The following is a 19,986-nucleotide window of genomic DNA, read 5'->3' on the forward strand; positions in this document are numbered from 1 at the left end:
GCATCAAATCAACATGATGGTCCAACCGCGCACAGGTCTCCTCATACCATCGGCCGTTGGAAATGACCGATGGTGTTCCAGACGCGAATTTCTCATGCCTCTGACGCAAATGAGAAATTCGCGTGTGTTCGAAGGCCGGGTGCGTCAGCACCTTCGGCCTCTGGTATCAGCCCCGCCCCCGCGCCACCTCTTCGACGAGATCGGCGAGCCGCGCCACCGCGTCGGCCTTGCCGGCGGCCTTGGCCGCATTCGCGGCCTCCGCCAATTGCTCCGGGTCGGTCATCGCTTTCCCGAGTTCCTCGGCGAGCCGCTCCGGCGTCAACTCGTCCTGGCGGATCGGCCAAGCGCCGCCGGCGGCCTCCAGCACCGCGGCGTTGGCCGCCTGATCGTGATCGAGGGCGCCGGGAAACGGCACCAGGATCGCCGGACGACCGATCACCGCCAATTCGCCGACGCTCGATGCGCCGGATCGGCACACCACCAGATGCGCCGCGGCGATGCGCGCCGGCAGATCGACGAAGAACGGCGCCACCTCCGCCTCGACGCCCAGCCGCGCGTAGGCCGCCTTCACCGCCTCCGCGTCCTCGGCCCGTGCCTGTTGGACGAGACGGAGCCGCGCCCTGGACGCCGGATCGAGCTTCTCGATCGCCGGCGGCAGCGCTTCCGAAAAGAACCGCGCCCCCTGGCTGCCGCCGAAGACCAGCAGTCGAAAGTCGCCGTCGGGCGTCGGCGTCGCGTAGGGCACTCGTGACGCCGAGATCACCATGTCGCGCACCGGATTGCCGGTGTGCACCGCCTTGGCGCCGTCCGCCCCCATCATCCGCGTGCCCGGGAACGACAGCGCGATGCGCGTGACGCGCTTCGCCAGTGCCCGGTTGGCGCGCCCCATCACCGCGTTCTGCTCGTGCAGGACGGTCGGCACACCGCGCAGCTGCGCCGCGATCATCGGGGGGAAGGTCGGGTAGCCGCCGAAGCCGACCACCGCATCGGGACGGATCCGACCGATCAGACGAAACGCCTGCCACGTGCCCCGAGCCAGCGTCGCCACGGTGCGGGCGAGCGAGATCGGATCGCGCCCCTTGAAGGTGGCCGAGTGGATGATGTCGATCGCCCGGGCCGGAAAGGCGCGGCCGTATTTGTCGGCACGCTCGTCGGTGGCGAGTTCCACGGCATGGCCGCGGCGACCCAGTTCGGCGGCGAGCGACTCGGCTGGGAAGAGATGGCCGCCGGTTCCCCCGGCGGCGAGCAGGATGGTGAGGCTCATGGGTCGCGTCCCCCGTGGGGCTCCGATATCAACTGAGCGGATGAAGTTCCGACCGGTTCGGAACGTCATCCGCGAAGGCGAGCCCGAACGGGCGGCGGCCGGTCGGGCCGTAATTCCAAAGGCCGAAGGTGCTGACGCACCCGGCCTTCGAACACACGCGAATTTCTCATTTGCGTCAGAGGCATGAGAAATTCGCGTCAGGAATACCATCGGTCATTTTCACTGGCCGATGGTAACGCTCACGAATTTCGGACGAGTCCGGAATTCGTGAGCCCGGTATCAGACCGCGTGCGGCGTCGCTCCGATGCCGCTCTCCATCGCCTCCAACCGGATCGGCGCGGCGAAGCGCGTCGCCTGCGGCCGACGGCGGGTCAGCGCCAAGAGGCAACCCATCTCGAACGCCGTGGCGATCAGCGACGAGCCGCCGTAGGAGATGAACGGCAGCGTCATGCCCTTGGCCGGCATCAGCTGCAGGTTCACCGCGACGTTGATGCCCGACTGCACGCCGATCAGCACGACGAGGCCGACCACGGCATAGCGGATGAAGGGCTCGTCCTCGCGCATGGCGTGCGAGAGGCCGCGGAAGACGATCCAGGCGAAGATCGCCACCACCAGGGCGCACATGATCAGCCCGTATTCCTCGCCGATGACGGCGAAGATGTAGTCGGTGTGGCTGTCGGGAAGCAGGCGCTTCACCGTGCCCTCGCCCGGGCCGCGGCCGAACCAGCCGCCGTTGAGGAAGCTGTCGTGCGCCTGCTGCGCCTGATAGCCGTCGGCGGTCATGTGGCCGCCCTTGGCCGAGCCCTGCTTGTCGAAGAAGCGATTGATGCGGGCGTGGACGTGCGGCACGAAGGTGTAGGCCGCCCACACGCCGACGACACCGGCGCCGCCGAGGCCGACGATCCACCACAGCGACATGCCGGCGACGAAGAACACCGCGACCCATGCCGCCGAGGCGAGGATCGTCTGGCCGATGTCCGGCTGGGCGACGAGCAGCGCCGCGACGACGATGAACAGCAGGATGGCGAGCGCGTTGCCGGGAACGTTGAGATCCCGCCGCGTCTGGTTCTCCGCGAAGAACCACGCCGCCAGGATGACGAAGGCCGGCTTGACGAACTCCGACGGCTGCACCGAGACGCCGAGGAGATTGATCCAGCGCCGCGCGCCCTTGACCTCCTGGCCGAAGAACAGCACCGCCACCAGCATCACCAGTGACGCGGCGAAGACGAGGAGCGCCGCCCGGCGGATCCCGCGCGGCGTGAGGAACGAGACGCCGAACAGCACCGGCAGGGCCAGCACGAAGAAGGCTGTGTGGCGCTTGACGAAGTGGAAGCTGTCGGAGGCGCCGATGCGCTCGGCCACCACCGGCGAGGCGGCGAAGGAGAAGACCACCCCGGCGACCATCAGCACCACCGCAGCGGCGATCAGCGTCCGGTCGACCGTCCACCACCAGGATGCGAAGAGAGAACGATCGGTACGGTTCATGGCCCCACCCTTTCGAGTCCCGGGATCGCCCTCACCAGGGTACGGAAGTGATCGCCCCTGACCTCGAAGTTCTTGAACTGGTCGTAGGACGCGCAGGCCGGCGACAGGAGCACCACCGGCTCCCCCGCCCCGTCGGCCGCCGCATCCGCCGCCGCGAGTTCGAGCGCCCGCTCGATCGTGCCGGCGCGCTCGAAGGGCACGCGGCCCTCCAGCGTCGCGGCGAACTCGTCGCTCGCCGCCCCGATCAGATAGGCCTTGGCGATGCGGTCGAAGAAGCCGTCGAGCGAGGTGATGCCGCCCGACTTCGGCTTGCCGCCGGCGATCCAGTAGATGCGCTCGAAACTGGCCAGCGCCTGGGCGGTGGAATCGGCGTTGGTCGCCTTGGAGTCGTTGACGAACAGTACCCGCCCCTTGCGGCCGACCTGCTCCATGCGATGGGCGAGGCCGGGGAAGGTGGCGAGACCCGCCGCGATCGCGTCCGGGGGCAGACCGAGCGACCGGCAGGCCGCCACCGCGGCGCAGGCGTTCTGAGCGTTGTGGCGGCCGCGCAACGAGCCGATACCGGCGAGGTCGGCGATGATCGTCTCCACGCCCGCCTTCGCCTCGACGATCGTCGTGCCGCGCGCGAAGACGCCGTCGGCGAGCTCGCGCGTCGCCGAGATGCGGACGACGACGTGGCTCTCCGCCTCGATGCGGTTCGCGATCTCCGCCGACAGCGGATCGTCGACGCCGATCACCGCCGTTCCCGCCGCCTCGACCAGCCGCTCCTTGATGGCCGCGTAGTTCGCCATGGTGCCGTGGCGATCGAGGTGGTCCTCGGAGAGGTTGGTCAGGATGCCGACCGTCGGATCGAGGCTCGGCGCCAGATCGATCTGGAACGACGAACACTCGACCACATAGGTGCGCTCCGAACCGAGCGGGTCGAGCGACAGCACCGCCCGGCCGATGTTGCCGCCCATCTGGCTGTCGCGCCCGGCCGAGCGCAGGAGATGATCGATCAGCGCCGTCGTCGTCGACTTGCCGTTGGTGCCGGTGATCGCCACGAAGGGCGCGGTCGGTGAGGCACGACGCCGCTGGCGGGCGAAGAGTTCGACGTCGCCGATGATCGGCACGTAGGCCGAGCGCGCCATCCGTACCGTCCAATGCGGCTCGGGATGGGTGAGCGGCACACCCGGCGCCAACACCAGCGCCTCGACCTCACGCCAGGTGATCTCGGCGAGCGACACCACCTCGAGGCCGCGCTTCGCCGCCTCGGCTCGCGGCCCTTCGGCATCGTCCCACACGCGCAGATGCGCACCGCCGGCGGCGAGCGCTTCGGCCGTGGCGAGACCGGAGCCGCCGAGCCCGAACAGCGCCACGGCGCGATCCTCGAAGATGTCGACCGCGATCATCGCCTCACCTCAACTTCAGCGTCGCCAGCCCGATCAGGGCGAGGACGACGGCGATGATCCAGAAGCGGATGACGACCTGCGGCTCCTTCCAACCTAGCTGTTCGAAGTGGTGGTGGATCGGCGCCATCTTGAAGACGCGCTTGCCGGTGAGCTTGAAGCTCGCCACCTGGATGATCACCGACATCGCCTCGAGCACGAAGAGACCGCCGACGATGCCGAGCACGATCTCGTGCTTGACCGCCACCGCGACCGACCCGAGCAGGCCGCCGAGCGCCAGCGAACCGGTGTCGCCCATGAAGATCGCCGCCGGCGGCGCGTTGAACCACAGGAAGCCGAGCCCCGCCCCGACCACGGCGCCGAGCACCACGGAGAGTTCACCGGCACCGGGCACGTGGTTGATGCCGAGATAGGCGGAATAGTCGACGCGGCCGGTGAGATAGGCGATCGCCGCGAAGGTCGCCGCCGCGATCATCACCGGCACGATGGCGAGGCCGTCGAGCCCGTCGGTGAGGTTCACCGCATTGCCGAAGGAAACCACGACGAAGGCGCCGAAGACGATGAAGAACCAGCCGAGGTCGATGAAGAAGTCCTTGAAGAAAGGAAAGGCGACCGCCGTCGGGTGCGCGCCGCGGGCCATCCACACCATCACCGACACGGCGATGCCGGCGATGATGAATTCGAGCGCCAGACGCTGCTTGCCCGAGAAGCCCTTGTGGCTCTGTTTGGTGACCTTGAGATAGTCGTCCCAGAAGCCGATGGCGCCGAAGCCGAGCGTCACCGCGGTCACCGCCAACACGTAGATGTTGGAGAGGTTGGCCCACAACAGCGTCGAGAACAGGAAGCCCGACAGGATCATCAGCCCGCCCATGGTGGGCGTGCCCTTCTTGGTCAGGAGATGCGAGGCCGGCCCGTCCTCGCGGATCGGCTGGCCCTTGCCCTGCTTGACCTTGAGCGTGGCGATGATCGCCGGCCCGAACATGAAGACGAAGAGGAGCGCCGTCAGGATCGCCCCGCCGGTTCGGAAGCTCTGATAACGGAAGAGATTGAAGAGAATGAACCGGTCGGAGAGTTCCCCGAGAACGTAGAGCATCGGTCGGCCTCTCCGTCAGGCGTCTTCCGCGAGGGCGCGGGTGGAGGAAAAACGGGACTTCAGGGTCTCGACCACCGGTCCCATGCGGCTGCCGTTCGATCCCTTGACCATCAGCGCGTCGCCCGGGCGGATCGCCGCGACGAGTTTCGGCTCGAGCTCGGCGGCGGTCGGCGTCCAGGCGCCCTGAAGGTCGGTCGGCAGGGCGCGCCACAACGCGTGCATCAGCGGACCGGCGAGGAAGACGCGGTCGACCCGCGCCGCTCGCAGCGCCTCGGCGAGACCGGCGTGCAGTGCCTCGCCCTGCGTCCCCAGTTCCAGCATGTCGCCGAGCACCGCGATGCGCCGGCCTTCGAGCCCCACCGGCGTGTGGGCGAGCAGGTCGATCGCCGCGCGCATCGACGCCGGATTGGCGTTGTAGCTCTCGTCGATCAGCACCGCCTCGCCGTGTCCGAGATGCAGCGTGTGACGTTCACCGCGCCCTTTGGGCGGCGCCATGTCGCCGAGCGCCAGACCGGCCAGAGCGAGGTCGGCGCCGGCGAGCGCCGCCGAGGCCAGCACCGCCAGCGAATTCTTCACGACGTGCATGCCCGGTGCGCCGATCTTGTAGGTGATCGCCTCGCCGAGGACCGTCGCCATCACGGTGGAATTGTCGGCCTGCAGCGAGGCGCGTTCGAGATGCGCCTCGAACCCCTCGCCGATGCCGAAGCGGACGACGCGGGCCCCCTCGGCGCGCGCCGCATCGACCAGGATCCCGGCTTGCGGCACGTCGCCGTCGACGACCGCCGCACCCTCGGGCTCGAGGCCGGAGAAGATCTCCGCCTTCGCCTCGGCGATCGCCTCGACGTCGCGAAAGAACTCGAGATGCACCGGCGCCACGGTGGTCACCACGGCGACGTGCGGCCGCACCATGGCGGTGAGCGGCGTGATCTCGCCGGCGTGGTTCATGCCGATCTCGAAGATGCCGTAGGCGCAATCGGCCGGCATCCGGGCGAGGGTGAGCGGCACGCCCCAATGATTGTTGTAGGAGGCGACCGACGCGTGGGTCTTGCCCTGGGCCGCGAGCACATGGCGCAGCGCCTCCTTGGTCGAGGTCTTGCCGACCGAGCCGGTCACCGCGACGATGCGCGCCGAGGTCCGCGCCCGCGCCGCCCGGGCGAGCCGGCGCAGCGCCTCGAACACGTCGTCGACCACCACGAAACGGCCGTCCGCCGGCAACGCCCCGAGCTTCGCCTCGGAGACGACGCAGAGGCTCGCGCCGCGCTGCAACGCCACCTCGACGAAGTCGTGGCCGTCGCGGGCGTCGCCGACGATGGCGAAGAACGCCTCGCCGTCGCCGATCGTCCGGCTGTCGATCGAGATGCCGGTGATCGCCGCGCCGGGCGAACCGACGACCCGTCCGGCCGTGGCGGCGACGAGATCGGCGAGGGTCCAGAGCGGGGCGGTCATCGGCGAAGATCCTCGAGGGCGGCGGCCACGGAGTCGTGGTCCGAGAAGGGCAACGTCGTCTTGCCGACGATCTGGCCCGTTTCATGGCCTTTGCCGGCGACGACCAACACGTCCCCCGCTTCGAGCATCGCCACCGCTTCCCGGATCGCCCGACCACGATCGCCGATCTCGATCGCGCCCGGCGCCGCCGCGAGGATCCGCCGGCGGATCTCCGCCGGATCTTCCGAACGCGGATTGTCGTCGGTGACGATCGCCACGTCGGCGAGCCGGGTGGCGATCTCGCCCATGATCGGCCGCTTGCCCGGATCACGGTCGCCGCCGCAGCCGAAGACGACGATCAGCCGCCGCTCGGTATAGGGGCGCAACGCCTCGAGCACCTTCTCCAGCGCATCGGGCTTGTGGGCGTAGTCGACGAAGGCCGGCGCCCCCGCCGCCGTCGCCCCGACGAGATCGAGCCGTCCCGGCGCACCCTCGAGATGGTCGAGCGCCGCGAGCGCCGCCTCGACCGGCAGGCCGGTGACGATGGCGAGGCCGCTCGCGACCAGCGCGTTGGAGACCTGGAAGGTGCCGAGGAGCGGCAATCGGACGGTGTGGGTCGCCCCCGCCGCTTCGACGGTCAGCACCTGCCTGCCGGCTTCGGCTTCGACCCCGACGAGCCGCAGGTCGGCGCCGTTGCGCCCCACCTCGAACACCCGCCGCCTCGCGGCGCGCGCCCGTTCCGCCGCCCGTAGGCCGTCGGCGGTGTCCATCTCGACGACCACCGGCCCACCGACGGGAACCAGATCCTCGAACAGGCGCATCTTGGAATCGAAATAGTGTTCGACCGTCGGGTGGTAGTCGAGGTGGTCGCGCGACAGATTGGTGAAGGCCCCGGCGGCGACGCGGACGCCGTCGAGCCGGTGCTGGTCGAGCCCGTGCGACGACGCCTCCAGCGCCACGTGGGTGACGCCCTCGTGCGCCAGCATGGCGAGATCGCGGGCCAGATCGACCGGGTCGGGCGTGGTCAGCGAACCGTAGGCGGCGCCGTCCGGTTTGACGATGCCGATGGTGCCGATCGACGCCGCGGCGAGCCCCTGGTGTGCCCAGATCTGGCGGACGAAGGCGGCAACCGAGGTCTTGCCCGAGGTTCCGGTCACCGCGACGATGGTCGCCGGTTGGTCGGCGAAGACGCGCGCCGCGACCAGCGCCAGCGCCCGGCGCGGATCGTCCGTGGTGACGACCGGCACGCCGACGTCGCCGAGTTTCGCGTCGCGACCGGCGAGGATCGCCACGGCGCCCTTGTCCACGGCCTGCGCCGCATAGGTCGCGCCGTCGGCCTTCGTCCCGGCGAGCGCCGCGAACAGGAACCCCGGCCGGACCTTGCGGCTGTCGGCGGTGACGCCGACGACCTCGGGGTCCGCGGCGGTGACGCCGACGACCTCGGGGTCCGCGCCCCCGATCTCCGCGACGATCCCTCGGGTGAGTTCCCTGAGGCGCATGAACCAGAACCCCGTTCATCCCGTCCGTCGCGGCCGCGGCCGGCGGACGAGTTCAGTTGGAAGCGACCGTGGGCTTGCCCTGGTCGTATCGCGGCATCACCCCCAGGATGGGCGCGATGCGACGGATGATGGCGCCGACCGTCGGCGCCGTGTTGAGGCCCGCGGTGGCGGCGCCGACGTCCTTTTCCGCCTTGGGCTCGTCGAGCACCACCAGCACGACGAACTGCGGGTCGTCCATCGGGAAGGCCGAGAGGTACGAGTTGAACCGCTTGTTGCCCGAATAGCGGCCGTTCTCGAGCTTTTCCGCCGTTCCGGTCTTGCCGCCGACGAGATAGCCGGGCACGTCCGCCTTCGAGCCGGAGCCACCCGATCCCGGCGTGTTGTTGAGCCGGAACAGGTAGCGCATCTTGTCGCTCGTCTCCGGCCGGATCACCCGGACCGCGATCTTCTCCGCCTCCTCGCGCGTCCGCTTGAAGAAGGTCGGCGAGATGAAGAACCCGCCGTTGACCACCGCCGCGCCGGCGACCGCGGTGTGCATCGGCGTCACCGAGATGCCGTGACCGAAGGCCTGGGTGGCGGTGGAGACCTCCGAAAGGCGTTTGGGATAGAGCGGCGCCGCGACTTCGGGAAGCTCGGTGTCGAGTTTCCTGTGGAAACCGATCTTGTCGAAGAAGGCGCTCTGCGCCTCCGGACCGACCTTCAGCGCCATCCGCGCCGAACCGATGTTCGACGAATAGATGAAGATCTCCGGCACGCTCAGCACCCGCCCCTTGGCGTGGAAGTCCGAGATCTTCTGCGAGCCGAAGTGGAGCGAGGCGGAAGCGTCGAAACTGTCGTTGAGACCGACCCTGCCGCTGTCGAGGGCGAAGGCCGAATTGAAGGTCTTGAACACCGACCCCATCTCGAACACGCCGGCGGTCGCCCGGTTCATGTTCTGCTTCTCGAGCGCCTGCTCGGGGTGGTTGGGATCGAAGTCGGGCAGCGACGACATCGCCAGCACTTCGCCGGTCTTGGCGTCGAGGACGATGCCGATCGCCGCCACCGCGTGGAAGCGCCGCATCGCGTCGGCGATCTCGTCGCGCACCACGTGCTGGACCCTGAGATCGAGCGACAGCCGCCGCGCCTTGAGGCCGCGATCGACGACCAGCCCGGTGGCGCGCAGATCGGCGAGCCCCATCTCGTGGTCGACGTATTTCTCCAGCCCCGAGATGCCCTGGTTGTCGACGTTGACCGTGCCGAGGACGTGACCGGCGAGCCCGGCGCCGGGATAGAAGCGCCGATTCTCCTCCATGAAGCCGATGCCGGGGATGCCGAGACGGAAGATCTTCTGTCGCTGCTGCTTGGTCACCTCGCGCTTCAGCCAGACGAACCCCGCCTTCGACGACAACCGCTTGCGGATGGTCTCGTCGTGCCGCATCTCGGGGATGACCGTGGCGAGCGCCTCGATCGCCTCGTCGACGTCGAGGATGCGCTTCGGCTCGGCGTAGAGCGAGGCCGACTTCACGTCGGTCGCCAGGACCTCGCCGTTGCGATCGAGCAGGTCGGGCCGCGCGGTGGAGACCTGCGAGCTGCCCGAGGCGAGCGCGTCGGAATGATCGTCGCTGGCGACGCCGAGATCGACGAGCCGCATCGCCACCGCGAAATAGACCGTCGCGAAGGTGAGGCCGGCGACGACGATGCGGCGACGCGACGCCGAGAGGTCGCGCACCGCCCGCGCTTCCGGGTGTTCGTGCTCTTCGGACTGCTCGGCGATGTCACTCATGGACACGAGACCTCACCGGTTGGCTTTCGCCGGCGACTGGGCCGGCACGGGGACGACGATCTTGGGAACCAACATCAACGGCGCGCCGGTGGCCGGCGCCGCCTTCGGCTTCGCCACGCTGCCGGTCGTCGCCGGTCCGTCGTTGCGGGTGCCGGGCAGACGATCGAGCAGCTTGCCGATGCCGGCGCTCTTCTCGCCGCCCTTCTCCGGCTGGGCGAGCTTCACCGAGCCCTTCGGCGTCGGCGTCGCCACCGGGGCCGGCGCATCGCCGCTCACCGCCGGCTTGAACGGAATGTCGTCGATCGTCGCGATCTGGGTCGGATCGAGCGGATCGAGTTCGAGATAGGAGTGGTAGCGCTCGACCAGATCCTGCAGACGCTTGGGCTGGTTGAGCAGGCTCCACTCCGCCTTCAGCGTGGCGATGACGTCGCGCTCGGCGTCGATCTTGCGGTTGATCTTCGCCACCCGCGCGGTCGCCCGCTCGGCCTCGTATTTGAAATCGTAGACGATCGCCGCGCCGACGAGCATCAGGATGACCAGCAGGATGTTGATGGTCCTGAGCATCAGCGCCCTCCCCGCCCGCGCGTCTCGACCCGCGGCAGGCCGAGTGCCTCCGCATCGATCGGCCGCGCCGGCGCACTCGTCCTGACCGCCGCCCGGAGCTTGGCCGAGCGCGCCCGCGGATTGCCGGCGATCTCCGCCTCGTCCGCCTCGTCGACGCCCCTGGTGAGGAGCTCGAACGTCGCCGGCGCCACCGTGGCGATCGGCGCGTGGCGCGAGCCGCCCGGCGCGAGCTTCGAACGATCGGCGAAGAAGCGCTTGACGATGCGGTCCTCGAGCGAATGGAAGGTGACGACCACCAGCCGCCCGCCCGGCTTCAGCACCCGTTCGGCGGCGGCGAGCGCCCGCACCAGTTCGCCGAGTTCGTCGTTGACGTGGATGCGCAGCGCCTGGAAGACGCGCGTCGCCGGATGGATCTCGTGTGGTTTGGCGCGGATCACACCCTCGATCAGCTTGGCCAACTGCCGCGTCGTGGTGAAGGGCGCCTCCTTGCGTGCCTCGACGATGGCGCGCGCCACCTGACCCGAGCGCTTCTCCTCGCCATAGGCCCAGAAGATGCGGGCGAGCATGCCGACGTCCGCCGTGTTGACCACGTCCGCCGCGGTCTCGCCGTCGTCGCCCATGCGCATGTCGAGCGGCCCGTCGAGGCGGAAGGAGAAGCCGCGTTCCGCCCGGTCGAGCTGCATCGAGGAAACGCCGATGTCGAGCACCACGCCGTCGACCGCGTCGATGCCGAGCGCCGCGACGTGCTCGTCGAGATCGCCGAAGACGCCGGGCACCAGGGTCAACCGTCCCTCGGACGCCTCGACCAGCGCCTGCCCCGCCGCGATCGCCGTCGGATCACGATCGATGGCGATCACTCGCGCGCCGCTCGCCAGAATCGCACGGGTGTAGCCGCCGGCACCGAAGGTGCCGTCGACGTGGGTTTCGCCCGGCTTCGGCGCCAGACGCTCGATCACCCGACGCAGGAGGACCGGCAGATGCGGCGCGGTCGCCTCGCTCATCGTCCCTCCTCCGCCGATCCGCCGCCGAGCCGCCGCTCTGCGACGCCCGTGCGAACCCTCGTCCCCGACACGCCGACGCGCGTCCACCGAACTCGTCCGTCCCGCCGCCCGCCCCACGCGCACGACCGAACCGCCACGGCCGAAGGACGCCGCGCCGCGGATCGCCGGCGCGATCGCGGAAGGCTCCCTGGTCGGGTGAATTCGAAACGGGATGGCGCGGAATACCATGGGATCATTCGAGCGATCAACGAAACGCCGGCGCGTTTCGACCCGAACCACGCCCTTCTCCCATTGAAACTCCTTTAGGGTTAATCGGTCGTTTACGGTCGACCGATCCTCCCCCGAGAAATGCCGAGGGCCGATCCGTTGCGGCTCCGCCGACGCCGGTCTGCTCGCGCACGATCTCGCGCCGCCGCACCGCGTCGGGAAGGAGGAGAGAAGCGCCAGTCGGCCTGTAAGCCGGGTTCTGTATGGCGGGGCTCGCGCCCCACGTGGCGGCCATTCGTCTGGGACGCCCGTTGCCGGACGCCTCGCGCAACCAACCCGGGCGACTGGTCCGGAAAAGACTGGGCCGAAGCCCGCGCCGCCCCTATTCGGTCTTGCTCCCGGTGGGGTTTGCCGTGCCGTCCCCGTTGCCGGGTCCGCGGTGGGCTCTTACCCCACCTTTTCACCCTTACTCCCCTGGAACCTCCCGAAGGAGGTCTCCGTCTCTCAGCCGAACATCGGATGTTTCCGATGTTCGACTGGAACACGGCCGCCGGTGGACCGACGCCGGTATCGAAACCGGACATCGGATGTTTCCGATGTCCGCAGGAGAGCGGTATCTTCTCTGTGGCACTTTCCCTGAGGTCGCCCTCGCCGGTCGTTGACCGGCACCGTCTTTCCGTGGAGCCCGGACTTTCCTCCCCGAGTGAGACACCCGGAGCGGCCGCCCGGCCGACTGGCGGGGGACACATGAGCCCTGACGGGCGCGGGGTCAAGGGGGAGGTCGACCTCGTAGGGTGCGATGAGCCGCAGGCGAATTGCACCGGCGGCCTCACCCGCGACACGTATTCCTCACAGTTCGAAAGCGGAGCGATGCCCACATTCCAAGAAGACGTTACAAATCAAGATCTAAAATTCGCTTGCGTTCCTCATCAAGGTCGGACAGCCTTAAATAATTGACATTTGACATGCATATTGAAATAATAATAGATATTGTAGATACAAACGATAGCATTGGATCTATATCTCTATTATAACTAAAATTTAAAATTGTATCTATAACAAAAATAACCGGAGAAACTACACACATCCACTTTATTGCGTGGGATGATACACCGCGAGCTTCGAAAGACATCCTACCAACAGACTTATTACGATCATAGAATCGGAGCGAAACTGGGATTGCGCTATGACTTTCGATTTTATTTAGATACTTATTGAGAAATCCTATCTGCAAATCATTGTGAATGTATATAGAGATAAAATAATAAGAAATAAACGGAATTACCAGCAAGAAGAAATGAGGAGCATAAATATTAATATAATTACCCTGCGCAATTCTAGTAATTATAAATCCTGCAGAAAACGCTGTTATCGTTTGCATGTGGCCGATATTTATGGAAACACGAGAAAGAACCCTTGAGTTCAACTCGGCCTGCAGTGAAGTAAATAGCGTCTTACTGTCAGTAGGTTGATCACACATAATTTTAACCTGTTCGTTCCGGTCAATTTCGAATGACGACATATTGAGGCCTCACCCGCGACACCTACCGCTCCCGGTTCGACAGCCGGCCGACGCCCTACGCCGAAGAGGCGCCGCCGGTGCAATTCGCTCGCGCGCATCGCACGTTACGGCCGCCGTCGCCGCCCGGCCTCACCCCATCCCCGTCACCGTCTTGGCCTTGCGGCAATAGTCGGCAGCCGCCGGGGAGATCCGTTTGGTGCGGATGCCGCCCTTGTATTTGGCGATGGCGAGGCAGGCGTCGCCCTTGGCTTCTTTCCAGGTCCAGCCGAGTTCGCGCATGCCCCAGACGATGTTGGTCTCGGGATCGAGGAGCTTCTCCGTCGGCCCCTTGTAGCCCTGGTAGCGCGCCGTCGACGGCATCACCTGCATCAGCCCGACCACCCCGTGGGTGCCGCGTAGATTCGGCTGGTATTTGCTCTCCACCCAACCGACGCCGACGGCGAGCCACAGCGGCACCTTGTTGGCCGCCGCCTCGCGTCGCAGAAGCGCCATGTAGGGCTCCGCCGCCCTGGGGATCTTCTTCGGCTCGCCGAACACACCTTCCGCCGCGATCGGCGCCGCCTCCGGCGTCGGCCCGCGCACCGGCTCCGGTTCGAGCGAGGCGAGCCGCAACGTCGGCTCCGCCGCCGCCTCCGTCCCGCCGTCCGCCGGCCGCCGACGCGGCAGCGGTACGTTCATCGGCCGCGGCACGAAGGCACCGGCCAACGCCTGTGCCGTCGGCGCCCCGACGAAAACCCGATCGGTCGGCTGCGACGACATCGTCGTCGGCGCATAAGCGGCCATCGCGTCGCCCGCCATCGCCGCAACGGCCGGCGCAACCGGAATGTTCGGAACCGCCACCGGCACCGCCGGGCGTTCCACCGCCACCACGCCGGGCTCGACCTCGGCGATCGCCGCCGGCGGCGGCTGCGCCGGTTCGCTCCGCGTCGCCTCGACCTTCGGCGGCGGCGGGGTCGCCGCGCGCCGCGATGGGAAGAGATCGAAGGCCGCCCCCACCGGATCGGCCGGCGCCACATCGCCCGGGTCGGGCGAAAGACGCGCCGCGGCGGGCGCGATCTCGCGGTCGCGGCTGTCCTTCGCCGCCGGGCCGATCGACTGGGCATGCGCCGCCATCGCCACCAGCGTCGGCGCGATCAGCCCCGCCCTGCGGATCATCCGGAGCGCCCGCCGCCTCATGCGACCGCCTCCCGTCTCTCACGTTCTTCGAGCAGGGCGCGCAGGGTCGCCACCGTCCCCGGATCGGCGATGCCGTCGACGCGAGACGGGCGGAAATGCCGCTGGAACGCCTCGACCACCGCCGTGGTGGCGCCATCGTAGACGCCCGTCACCTCGACGCCGTAGCCGTGCAACCTCAGCATCGCCTGCAACGCCGCGACCGGCGGCGAGGCTTCGCCGGGGGCGAGCACGTGCCCCTCGCCGCGCTCCACCGGCGCCACCCACAGCCCGACCCCGCCGCGCGCCAGACGCGCCCACGGGAAGAGTTCGCCGGGGTCGCGCTTGCGCCCCGGCGCGATGTCGGAATGCGCCAGCACCCGGTCGGCCGGGATGCCGTTGCGGGCGATGATGTCGCGCCCGAGCGCGATCACCGCGTCGATCTGCTTGTCCGGGAACGGCCGGTAGCCCGGATGGACCTCGACCGGCGTCGCCGGATCGCGATCGGGCGAGAGGTTCATGTCCCACCAGTGGCCGGGATTGACGATCTCGATGCCGATCGAGGCGGAATTGACGTCGGCGTCCTCGCCCCAGGCGCCGCGCCCGGCGTGCCACGCCCGCCGCATCTCCGGCACCAGTTGGGTGATGCGGCCGCCCTCGTCGACGACGTAATGGGCCGAGACCTCCGAGGCCGGCATCGTCAGCCAACGGATCGCCCGCTCGGCGGCGCCGAGGCCACGCCCCGCCGGCATGCCGGTGTAGTGCAGCAGCAGCATGTCGGCGGGCGCATGGGCGAAACGCCCGCGCCGTTCGCCGTGATTGGGCGACGGACGCACCTCGTCGACCAGCGGCGTATCCGGTTCGAAGGCCACCGCCTCGGGGATCTCGGTCATGGGGGCATTCTACTCCGCCGCAGCGACGTCCGCCACGGTCCCCCACTTCCTCACTTCGCCAGCCCGCGTTCCAGGCGCACCGCCTCCCAGGCGGCGTTGAGCGCAGCGAGCCGGTCGGTGAGGATCGCCATCGCCTCGTCCGGCAGCCCGTGGGCGAAGTGGCGATCGGGATGGCATTCGGCCACCGCCCTGCGCCACGCTTTCTTCACCGCTTCGTCTTCGGCGTCGCGCGCCACCCCGAGCACCCGATAGGGATCGGGTCCGCGTCGCTTGACGAAACCCGCGGCGATCGACTCGAAGCGACGATCCTCGACGCCGAAGATCTCGGCCACTCGTTCGAGGAAGGCCATTTCCCGCTCGTGCACGAAGGTGTCGGCGGCGGCGATGAGGAAGAGCCCCTCGAGCACGTCCTCGAGGAACACCCGGTCGCCCTTGGCGAGATCGCGGATGCGCGCCGCATGGACCTCGTAACCGGCGATGTCGCGCTGCGCGAGATCGAACAGCCGCTCGACGTTCCTCTCCTCGCCCGGCGGAATCTCGACCACCCGACGGAAGGTCTGGACCTCTTCCGCCGTGACGATACCGTCGGCCTTGGCCATCTTGGCGGAAAGCGCGATCAGCGCCACGGTGAAGGCGACCGGCCCGCGCGCCGCCGCCCGCTCGCCGACCCACGACGAGATGCGGTCCCACAACGGCGACAGACCCGTCAGATCGCCGACGAAACCGGCGACCTGCGCCAGATTCTGCCACAGGCCGGCGCGCAGTTCGCGCACCTCTTCGAGCGCCTCGTCGAGCCGCTCCTCGACAGCCTCCGAGCGCTCGTCCCACCGCTTCCCCGACACCGGCCCCTCCGTCCGATACGATGACGTCCGCCGACGCCGCATCTCACCTTTTTGCGACGCCGTCGAAACGTCGAACATTGCCGGATCGTCGCATGCGTGCTTTCTAGCTGTCCAGGCGGGGCGAGCGACCCCGACCACGATCGGCGCCCACCGTCGCGCGCCCGAGGGATGCGGAATGACGTTCGACGACAAGCCGGAACCGGTCCGGCGGGCAGCCGGTTTCTCCGTCCACGTCTTCACCGCCTCCGGCGGCGCGGTGGCGCTGCTCGCCCTCTATGCGGCGATCGAGCGTGATTTCGCCATCTGTTTCGCCTGGCTCGGCCTCGCCCTGTTCATCGACGGCATCGACGGCACGCTCGCCCGCGCCGCCAAGGTCCACGAGACCGCGGCGCGCATCGACGGCGTCGTCCTCGATCTCGTCGTCGATTTCCTCACCTATGTGCTGGTGCCGGTGATCGCCCTGTGGCGCTCCGACCTGATGCCGACCCCGGTCGCCTTCTGGCTCGGCCTCGTGGTGACGCTCGCCTCGACGCTCTATTTCGCCGACACCCACATGAAGACCAAGGACCACTGGTTCCGCGGCTTCCCGGCCCTGTGGAACATCGCCGTCCTCTATCTCTTCGTGCTGCGCCTGCCGTGGATGGTCTCGGCCGCACTTCTCGTTCTCGGCACCGTCGCGATGTTCGTGCCGGTCGTCTTCGTCCACCCGCTCCGGGTGGTGAAGCTGCGCATCGTCACCATCGCCGTCACCATCCTGTGGTTCGCCCTGGCCAGCGCCGCCCTCGTCCAGGGGCTCGTGGTCGACTGGCCCATCAAGGTCGGCTTCGTCGTGGTGGCGCTCTATTTTCTCGCCCTGCCGTTGGTCCGCCACTCGCCCTGGGCGGAGTGAGCGACATCCGATGCGGGCGCCGACCGAGTGTGCCGGATCGTCGCCCGGGTCGCGGCCGGTCGGCTCCACCCGAGGCGTCACCACCAGGATTCCCCCATGCACGGTAAGGACGTTCGGTCGAAGAGCCTGTCGGTCGTCCACCGCGACACGGTCGCGCTCCACCCGACCGATCTCGACATCGCCGCCGGCGAGTTCTTCTCGATTCTCGGCCCCACCGGTGCCGGCAAGTCCTCGCTGCTGCGTGCCGTCGGCGGCTTCCTCACCCCGACGCTCGGTCGCGTGATGATCGGTGGCGTCGACGTCACCGATCTCGGCCCCGACCGCCGCCCGACGGTGACGATCTTCTCCGAGCCGGCGCTCTTCCCGCGCATGAGCGCGATCGACAACGTCGCCTTCGGTCTCGAGGCGCGCGGCGTCCCCCGGTCGACGCGCCGCACCCGCGCCGCCGAACTGCTCGACCGCGTCGGCCTTCCCGGTATCGGCGAGCGTCGTCCCGCCGACCTCGACGCGGCCGAGCGCAGCGGCGTCGCGCTCGCCCGCGCTCTAGCCGTCGAACCGGCGGTGCTCCTCCTCGACGAATGGCTCGCCGCCGTCGCGCTCGACCGCCGCCGCGACCTGCGCGCCGCGTTGAAGACGATCCGGCGCGACACCGGCACCACCGTGCTCGCCATCGGCGACGACCACGGCGAGGCCCTCGCCCTGTCCGACCGGGTGGCGGTGATGAACGCCGGTCGCATCGAACAGGTCGACACGCCCGATCGGCTCTACGGTCGTCCGTCCTCGGCCTTCGTCGCCCGCTTCGTCGGCGAGCAGAACGTCCTTCCCGGCCGCGTCGCCGAAGTGCGCGGTGCCCGCGTCGCGGTGGAGACCGCCGTCGGACCCGTCGTCGCGACCGCCCCGGGTCGCATCGCGCCCGGCGATGCGGTGGAGGTGATGATCCGCCCCGAACGCCTGCTGCTCGACCACGATCGCCGCGACGGCGGCCTCGCCGAGGCCGATGCCGAGGGCTGGAACCACCTGCGCGGCGATCTCGTCGGCCGCAGCGTCGAAGGCGCGACCATCGCCTACGACTTCGCTCTCGCCGACGTGCACCTGCGCATGCACCGGCCCAATCTCGGGCGGCGCGAACTGCTGATCGCCAGTCTCCACGCCCTCGCCGTCCATGCCGACGACGCGCTCGCCTTCCCGGCCGCAGCAACGGGAGACGGCGATGGCTGAGGTCTTCCGCGCCTTCGGTCTGCGCCTCGGCGCCGTGATCTGGCTCCTGGTCGGCGTCTGGGTGATCGGCCTCGTCACCGCCCCCTTCGCCGGTCTCGTCCTCCGCTCGGCCGTCACCGTCGAGACGAAGCCGACCGAAGCGGGCCTCGAACTCCGGCGCATCGAGGACGACCTCGCCGCCACCCGGCGCGACTGGGAACGCGCCACCGACCCCGAACGCCGCGCCGAACTCGACCGCCGCATCCGCCTGCTCGCCGATCGCGCCCGCTGGTCGGTGCGCCAGGGCGGCGAGCCGACCGTCGAGCCGACCATCGCCAATTATGCCGAGCTGGTGGGCACGCCCGGCCGCGCCCTCCTCTCCGGTCTCGGTCTTTCGCTGCTGACCACCGCCCTCACGCTCGTCGTCTGCTGGCCCGTGGCCTGGGCGGCCGCCCTCGCCGCGCGCGGCGCCCGGGCGCCGCTGCTTCTCGTCGCGCTGGTGCTGCCCTACGGCCTGCTCGAGCCGCTGCGCCTCCATGCGTGGCGGCTGTTCCTCGGACCGACCGGCCTCGGCGGCGATCTCGGGGCGTCGTGGTCGATCCTGCCGGCGATGATCCACACTCAGGCGGTCCTCATGATCCTGCCGATCGTCGCCGCCTTGCGGCGCTTCGATCGCCGGCTGGTCGATACGGCGCGCGATCTCGGGGCGTCGCACTCACGCATCCTCACCCGCATCGTCCTGCCCCAGGCCGCTCCGGGCCTCGCCGTCGGCGCGGCCGCGACCTTCCTGGTCTCCTTCGGATCCTTCGCCGTGCCGTGGATCATGGCCGGTGGCCGTGGCGGCGGCGGCTTCACCCTGCTGTTGTGGCAGCGGATCGCCGCGGCCGCTGGCGAAGGCCCCACCGCGGCCTTCGCGGTCACCGCCGCCGTCGTCGGCCTTCTCGGCGCCCTCCTCCTGTTGCGGCTCTTCGGCGTCCGCCCTTGCGACTTCGCCCTGCGGAGGTGCCGGTCGTGACCGAACCCCGCCGAAGCCTCGTCCGCATCCGGCGCGATCTCCCCGTCGGCCTCGTCCTGCTCTTCCTGTTCGCACCGATCCTCGTGATCCTCGCGACCCATCTCGGCCCGTCGTTCTCGGCCGCGGCATCGGGATCGCCGGCGCGCGGCGTCTCCGCACTCCTCGCCGACGCGGCGCTGATGCACGGGCTCGGCGTCTCCCTCCTCGTCGGCCTCGTGGTGACGGCGGTGACGGTCCCGCTCGGTCTCACCGGCGCTCTGGCTCTCGATCGGCTGTCGGTCCGCACCGCCGCGGTTCTCTTCGCAGCGATGGTCGCGCCGATCCTGGTCCCCGGTCTCGCGGTCGGTCTGGCGACGTCGGTCTTCTGGCACCGGTTCGGCATCGAGAGCGGTCTCGGGCTCGCGATCCTCGCCCAGTCGAGCCGGATCGCCGCCTGCACGACGACGCTCTTCCTGTTGCGGCTGGCGAGCCTCGACCGGGCCCTCGAACACGCCGCCGTCGACCTCGGCGCGTCGCCGGCGCTGGTGATGCGGCACATCCTCGCCCCGCATCTGGTGCCGGCCGTGCCGCTCGCCGCGATCGGCGCCTTCGTCCTGTCCTTCGTCGACCACGATGCGACCATCGCCGCCATCGGCACCGAACGAACCTTCGTCACCGAGCTCTCGGCGCGGATCGTCGCCGGCTCTTCCCCGGCGGTCGACGCCACCGGCCTCGTCGGCGCCCTCCTGGTGACCGCGGCGCTCGTCGTGGTCGTGATCCGAGCGTGGGTCGCCCGACGTCCGGGGTGA

General features: G+C 69.0%; 16 protein-coding genes and 1 other RNA gene. 4 read left to right on the plus strand and 13 right to left on the minus strand.

The annotated features are described in order from the left end of the window. Positions 1–166 precede the first annotated feature (166 nt). The 13 genes from murG to V7Q42_RS14405 form a co-directional block, all read right to left on the minus strand. A complete protein-coding gene (gene murG, locus V7Q42_RS14345) occupies positions 167–1,264 on the minus strand; it encodes an undecaprenyldiphospho-muramoylpentapeptide beta-N-acetylglucosaminyltransferase (protein ID WP_333824777.1) in 1,098 nt (365 codons plus the stop codon). A gap of 279 nt (positions 1,265–1,543) precedes the next feature. Next, positions 1,544–2,749: a putative lipid II flippase FtsW gene (ftsW, locus tag V7Q42_RS14350; protein ID WP_333824778.1), complete on the minus strand. Its 1,206-nt coding sequence runs from the start codon at positions 2,747–2,749 to the stop codon at positions 1,544–1,546. Further along, positions 2,746–4,140, minus strand: a complete 1,395-nt coding sequence (murD, locus tag V7Q42_RS14355; RefSeq protein WP_333824779.1) for a UDP-N-acetylmuramoyl-L-alanine--D-glutamate ligase — start codon at positions 4,138–4,140, stop codon at positions 2,746–2,748. The genes ftsW and murD overlap by 4 nt, the downstream gene beginning before the upstream one ends. Before the next feature lie 4 nt (positions 4,141–4,144). Then, positions 4,145–5,230: a phospho-N-acetylmuramoyl-pentapeptide-transferase gene (mraY, locus tag V7Q42_RS14360; RefSeq protein WP_333824780.1), complete on the minus strand. Its 1,086-nt coding sequence runs from the start codon at positions 5,228–5,230 to the stop codon at positions 4,145–4,147. Positions 5,231–5,245: 15 nt separating this feature from the next. Next, entirely contained in the window at positions 5,246–6,676 is a 1,431-nt protein-coding gene (locus tag V7Q42_RS14365) for a UDP-N-acetylmuramoylalanyl-D-glutamyl-2,6-diaminopimelate--D-alanyl-D-alanine ligase (protein ID WP_333824781.1), read from the minus strand. Further along, a complete protein-coding gene (locus V7Q42_RS14370; protein ID WP_333824782.1) occupies positions 6,673–8,154 on the minus strand; it encodes a UDP-N-acetylmuramoyl-L-alanyl-D-glutamate--2,6-diaminopimelate ligase in 1,482 nt (493 codons plus the stop codon). The genes V7Q42_RS14365 and V7Q42_RS14370 overlap by 4 nt, the downstream gene beginning before the upstream one ends. A gap of 52 nt (positions 8,155–8,206) precedes the next feature. Further along, the gene (locus V7Q42_RS14375; RefSeq protein ID WP_333824783.1) at positions 8,207–9,916 is read right to left on the minus strand and encodes a peptidoglycan D,D-transpeptidase FtsI family protein; all 1,710 of its coding nucleotides are present in this window, start codon (positions 9,914–9,916) and stop codon (positions 8,207–8,209) included. Between the two features lie 12 nt (positions 9,917–9,928). Continuing rightward, complete coding sequence (gene ftsL, locus V7Q42_RS14380; protein WP_333824784.1) at positions 9,929–10,480, minus strand: cell division protein FtsL; 552 nt, start codon at positions 10,478–10,480, stop codon at positions 9,929–9,931. Further along, positions 10,480–11,481, minus strand: coding sequence for a 16S rRNA (cytosine(1402)-N(4))-methyltransferase RsmH (rsmH, locus tag V7Q42_RS14385; protein ID WP_333824785.1), 1,002 nt, complete (start codon positions 11,479–11,481; stop codon positions 10,480–10,482). Before rsmH ends, ftsL begins: the two co-directional genes overlap by 1 nt. 439 nt (positions 11,482–11,920) lie before the next feature. Then, positions 11,921–12,425: RNase P RNA component class A (rnpB, locus tag V7Q42_RS14390), an RNA gene on the minus strand. Positions 12,426–13,339: 914 nt separating this feature from the next. After that, a complete protein-coding gene (locus V7Q42_RS14395) occupies positions 13,340–14,386 on the minus strand; it encodes a transglycosylase SLT domain-containing protein (RefSeq protein ID WP_333824786.1) in 1,047 nt (348 codons plus the stop codon). After that, a complete protein-coding gene (locus V7Q42_RS14400) occupies positions 14,383–15,255 on the minus strand; it encodes an N-acetylmuramoyl-L-alanine amidase (RefSeq protein WP_333824787.1) in 873 nt (290 codons plus the stop codon). Before V7Q42_RS14400 ends, V7Q42_RS14395 begins: the two co-directional genes overlap by 4 nt. 50 nt (positions 15,256–15,305) lie before the next feature. Further along, the gene (locus V7Q42_RS14405; RefSeq protein WP_333824788.1) at positions 15,306–16,097 is read right to left on the minus strand and encodes a DnaJ family molecular chaperone; all 792 of its coding nucleotides are present in this window, start codon (positions 16,095–16,097) and stop codon (positions 15,306–15,308) included. A 175-nt stretch (positions 16,098–16,272) separates the two neighbouring features. On the opposite strand from V7Q42_RS14405, the gene V7Q42_RS14410 reads away from it, so the two are divergent. The 4 genes from V7Q42_RS14410 (at position 16,273) to V7Q42_RS14425 (ending at position 19,986) form a co-directional block, all read left to right on the plus strand. Beyond that, complete coding sequence (locus V7Q42_RS14410; protein ID WP_333824789.1) at positions 16,273–16,986, plus strand: CDP-alcohol phosphatidyltransferase family protein; 714 nt, start codon at positions 16,273–16,275, stop codon at positions 16,984–16,986. Positions 16,987–17,082: 96 nt separating this feature from the next. Next, entirely contained in the window at positions 17,083–18,204 is a 1,122-nt protein-coding gene (locus V7Q42_RS14415) for an ABC transporter ATP-binding protein (protein ID WP_333824790.1), read from the plus strand. Next, a complete protein-coding gene (locus V7Q42_RS14420) occupies positions 18,197–19,198 on the plus strand; it encodes an ABC transporter permease subunit (RefSeq protein ID WP_333824791.1) in 1,002 nt (333 codons plus the stop codon). Before V7Q42_RS14415 ends, V7Q42_RS14420 begins: the two co-directional genes overlap by 8 nt. Next, the gene (locus V7Q42_RS14425) at positions 19,195–19,986 is read left to right on the plus strand and encodes an ABC transporter permease (RefSeq protein ID WP_333824792.1); all 792 of its coding nucleotides are present in this window, start codon (positions 19,195–19,197) and stop codon (positions 19,984–19,986) included. The genes V7Q42_RS14420 and V7Q42_RS14425 overlap by 4 nt, the downstream gene beginning before the upstream one ends.

The organism is Pinisolibacter sp. (assembly GCF_036782435.1).
Classification (GTDB): Bacteria; Pseudomonadota; Alphaproteobacteria; order Rhizobiales; family Ancalomicrobiaceae; genus CALBKH01.